The sequence below is a fragment of the Kineococcus sp. G2 genome, assembly GCF_037154035.1.
GTDB lineage: Bacteria > Actinomycetota > Actinomycetes > Actinomycetales > Kineococcaceae > Kineococcus.
In genome coordinates this window covers 1-3,430 of record NZ_JBBBEM010000072.1, presented here as the reverse complement: position 1 = coordinate 3,430, position 3,430 = coordinate 1, and the positions used below count along the sequence as shown (strand labels likewise).

The window sequence follows — 3,430 nt, the reverse complement described above, 5'->3', positions numbered from 1 at the left end:
GGCGCTCGCGCAGGGCGAGCGCCGCCCCCAGGGTGATCGGCCCCAGGCGGCCGAGGAACATCAGCAGGGCGATGATCAGCTGGCAGGACTCCGGCCACGTCGCCACCAGCCCGGAGGACAGCCCGACCGTCGCGAAGGCGGATACCACCTCGAACAGGGTGGCGTCCAGCGGCGACCGGGTCAGCTCCACGATGACCAGCGTGCCCAGCACGACGACCGACAGCGACACGAGCGCCACCGTCAGCGCCTGCCGGTACACCCGGTCCGGCACGGTGCGGGCGAACACCGTGATCGTCCGCTCGCCGCGGAACTCGGCGAACACCACCACCAGCAGCAGCGCGAACGTCGTCACCTTGATGCCGCCGGCCGTGCTCGCCGAGCCGCCGCCGATGAACATCAGCACGTCCATGACGAGCCACGAGCCGCCGTTCATCTCCGAGACGTCGACCGAGTTGAACCCGGAGCTGCGCGTGGCGGTGGTCTGGAACAGGCCGGCCAGCGGCCGCGCCCACCACTCCAGCGCGCCGAACGTGGCCGGGTTGCGCCACTCGTTGACGGTGAGGAACACCCACCCGAACACCGTCAGCGCCGCCCCCGTCACCAGCGTCAGCTTCGTGTGCAGCGACCACTGGCGCGGCTGCCCGAGCCGGCGCCGCAGCTCCAGCAGCACCGGGAAGCCCAGGCCGCCGAGCGTGCTGGCCACCATGACCGCCCCGCACATCCAGGGGTCGTCGGCGAAGACGACCATGCTGTCCGCGCGCAGCACGAACCCGGCGTTGTTGAAGGCCGAGACCGCCAGGAAGACCCCCTCGCGCAGCGCCTCCGGCACGCTCGCCCCGTACGCCAGCAGCAGGCGGGCCGTCAGCACCACCGCCGTCGCCAGCTCCACCGCCAGGGACACGCGCACGACGCCCGCCAGGACGGAGCGCACGTCCCCCAGCTCCAGGCCGCGCGACTCCGTGGCCGTCAGCATCCGCGTGCGCAGCCCGAGGCGGCGGGTGGCCAGCACGCCCAGCAGCGAGGCGGACGTCATGATCCCGAAGCCGCCCACCTGGGCCAGCGCCAGGATCACCACCAGGCCGAAGCCCGACCAGTGCGAGCCGGTGTCCACGACGACGTGCCCCGTCACGCACAGCGCGCTGACCGCGGTGAACAGGGCGTCGACGAAGTCGGCCCCGCCCGGCCCGCGCCGCGCCACCGGGATCCACAGCAGCGCCGTCCCCAGCGCGGCCACCGCCGCGAAGGCCAGCGCCACGACCTGGGCCGGGTGCCGCAGCAGCCGCCGGCGGTTGCCGGCGACCGGCCCGGTCGGGTCCACCACCTGCGCCGCCTCCAGCTCCCGCGGGGCCCGTGCGGCCCGGCAGCGATCAGGCTAGGGCAGCGGGGGGCGGGGCCGCGTCCGCGACGCGTGCGCTCAGGTGCCGCCCAGCTCCGTGCCGGGCACCTCCAGCAGGTCCAGCAGCTCCTCGCGGCCGAAGAAGCGGGCCGCCTCCAGCGCGCTCGGGGTGCCCGCGTACGGGTCCGCGTCGGCGGCCACCAGGGCGAGCACCACGTCCCGGCGCCCGCGGACCACCGCCGCCGTCAGCGCCGTGCAGCCCCGCGCGTCGCGGCGGTCCGGGTCCGCGCCCCGCTCCAGCAGCGCCCGCACCGTCGCCGGGTGCCCGTGGTGGGCGGCCAGCACCAGCAGGCAGTCGCCCGAGGAGTCCGCCGAGTCCACCGGGACACCCGCGTCCAGGTACCCGCACAGCTCGCGCGTCAGGCCCAGCCGCGCCGTCTCGAACACCCGGTGCGCCAGCTGGAGCGCGCGCTCCTCAGCGGCGTCGGACGGCCCCACGGGCTCGGCCCGCGGACCGCCGGCCTCACCCCGCCCGGTCACGGCGCCAGGGTAGGTCGGCGCCCCGTGCCGCGCACCCCCTCGCGCGCCCCGGGGCGCGCGGCGCGGCGGTCAGTCCGCCTCGAGGACGGTCTCCACCGCCCGCATCGCCGCGCTGAGCCCCGCCAGGTAGGCGCGCGAGACGTCGTACACGGCGTGACCGGCCTCGCCGATGCGCTGCGGGTCGTCCGCCTCGTACGACAGCACCGCCCGCAGCGCCCGCCCCGCCGTCCCGCGGCCCTCCAGCAGGGCCGCGCGCACCGAGCGGGCCACCCCGGTCGTCTCCACCAGCTCGTCCTCGGGCAGGCCGAGGAACGTCGCCACCCCCGACAGCAGCCCCACCGTGTACGCCACGTCGGGGTCCGACGGCGTCAGCCGCGCGCACGCCGCCGCCCGCGCCAGCACCGTCGTCAGCTGCTCGGTGTCCACGCTGGTCACACCGCCCAGCAGCATCAGCACCACCCACGAGCACAGCTGGCGCCGCCCCAGCAGCACGATGGCCTGCCGCAGCGAGGAGATCTCCTCGCGCGTGCCCGCGTACGCCGACGACACCGTGCGCAGCACCCGCAGGCTCAGCCCGGGGTCCGACGACACGAGCTGCTCGATCTCGCCGATCGGGGCGTCGCTGCCCGTCAGCGCCCGCACCAGCCGCAGGCACACCAGCTGCGACGGCGTCAGGCTGACCGACTCCAGCGTCACGGGCCGCTGCAGGCCGTACCCCTGGAACAGGTCGCAGCCGGCCGCCGCGGCCCGCGCGAACTCCGCGTCGTCCTCCACGCGCTCGACCACCACCAGCGCCGACGGGTTGTGCGCGCGCACCAGCGCCACCACCTGCTCGAAGCGCTCACCGGTGTCCGCCAGGTCCACCTTCACGTACTCGGCGCGCCGCACCGCCGGCAGGCGGGCCTCCTCGCCGGCGAAGTCGTCCACGGCGATCCGGTACCCGAGCGCGCGCAGCCGGTCCACGCCGGCCAGCAGCTCCTCGTCGACCTCGACGTCCTCCAGCAGCTCCAGCACCACCTGCCGCGGCGAGCACGGCACCGGCAGCTCACCGGTGAAGAAGCCGCGGGTGAGGTTGATGAACAGCGGCTTGTCGCCGGCGATCTGCTCCACCCCGAAGTCGCCGAAGGTGGCGCTGACGACCTGCGAGGTGGCGTGGTCCTGCTCGCTGCCGCTGGACAGGTCCGCGCTCGTGCCGCCGTGGGCGCGGAACAGCAGCTCGTAGGCGATGAGGTGGCGCTCGCCGTCGTAGATGCCCTGCCGGCCGACGCGCACGGTGGCGACGCTGCTGCCGGGGTGGTCCGCCCGCGGGTGCGTCGCGGTGCCGGGCCGCGCCGTCACGACGCGCCCCCGGCTGCCTCGGCGGTCCCGACCGCCCGCACGGTGCTCCTCACGTCCTCCACAACGGCTCGCCGGGCCGGGACCTGAAGCGCACCGCGCGCCGCGCTGGGCCGAACGGGTGCCGGGACCCGCTCGGCCCGGCGCGGCGCGCCCACCTCACACCCGCGTGCGGTGGAAGCGGGCGAACGACCGGCTCGGCGTCGGCCCCCGCTGCCC

At 76.0% G+C, this 3,430-nt stretch carries 3 protein-coding genes; all 3 read right to left on the bottom strand.

Features of this window, described 5'->3' with window-relative positions; all coding sequences use genetic code 11:
- On the bottom strand, positions 1 to 1,321 hold a 1,321-nt coding region (locus tag V9U69_RS11585), incomplete at its 3' end, for a TrkH family potassium uptake protein (protein ID WP_337061969.1).
- 93 nt (positions 1,322 to 1,414) lie between these two features.
- Positions 1,415 to 1,876: an ankyrin repeat domain-containing protein gene (locus V9U69_RS11580; protein ID WP_337061968.1), complete on the bottom strand. Its 462-nt coding sequence runs from the start codon at positions 1,874 to 1,876 to the stop codon at positions 1,415 to 1,417.
- A gap of 69 nt (positions 1,877 to 1,945) precedes the next feature.
- The gene (locus V9U69_RS11575; RefSeq protein ID WP_337061967.1) at positions 1,946 to 3,214 is read right to left on the bottom strand and encodes an EAL and HDOD domain-containing protein; all 1,269 of its coding nucleotides are present in this window, start codon (positions 3,212 to 3,214) and stop codon (positions 1,946 to 1,948) included.
- Between the last annotated feature and the right edge of the window lie 216 nt (positions 3,215 to 3,430).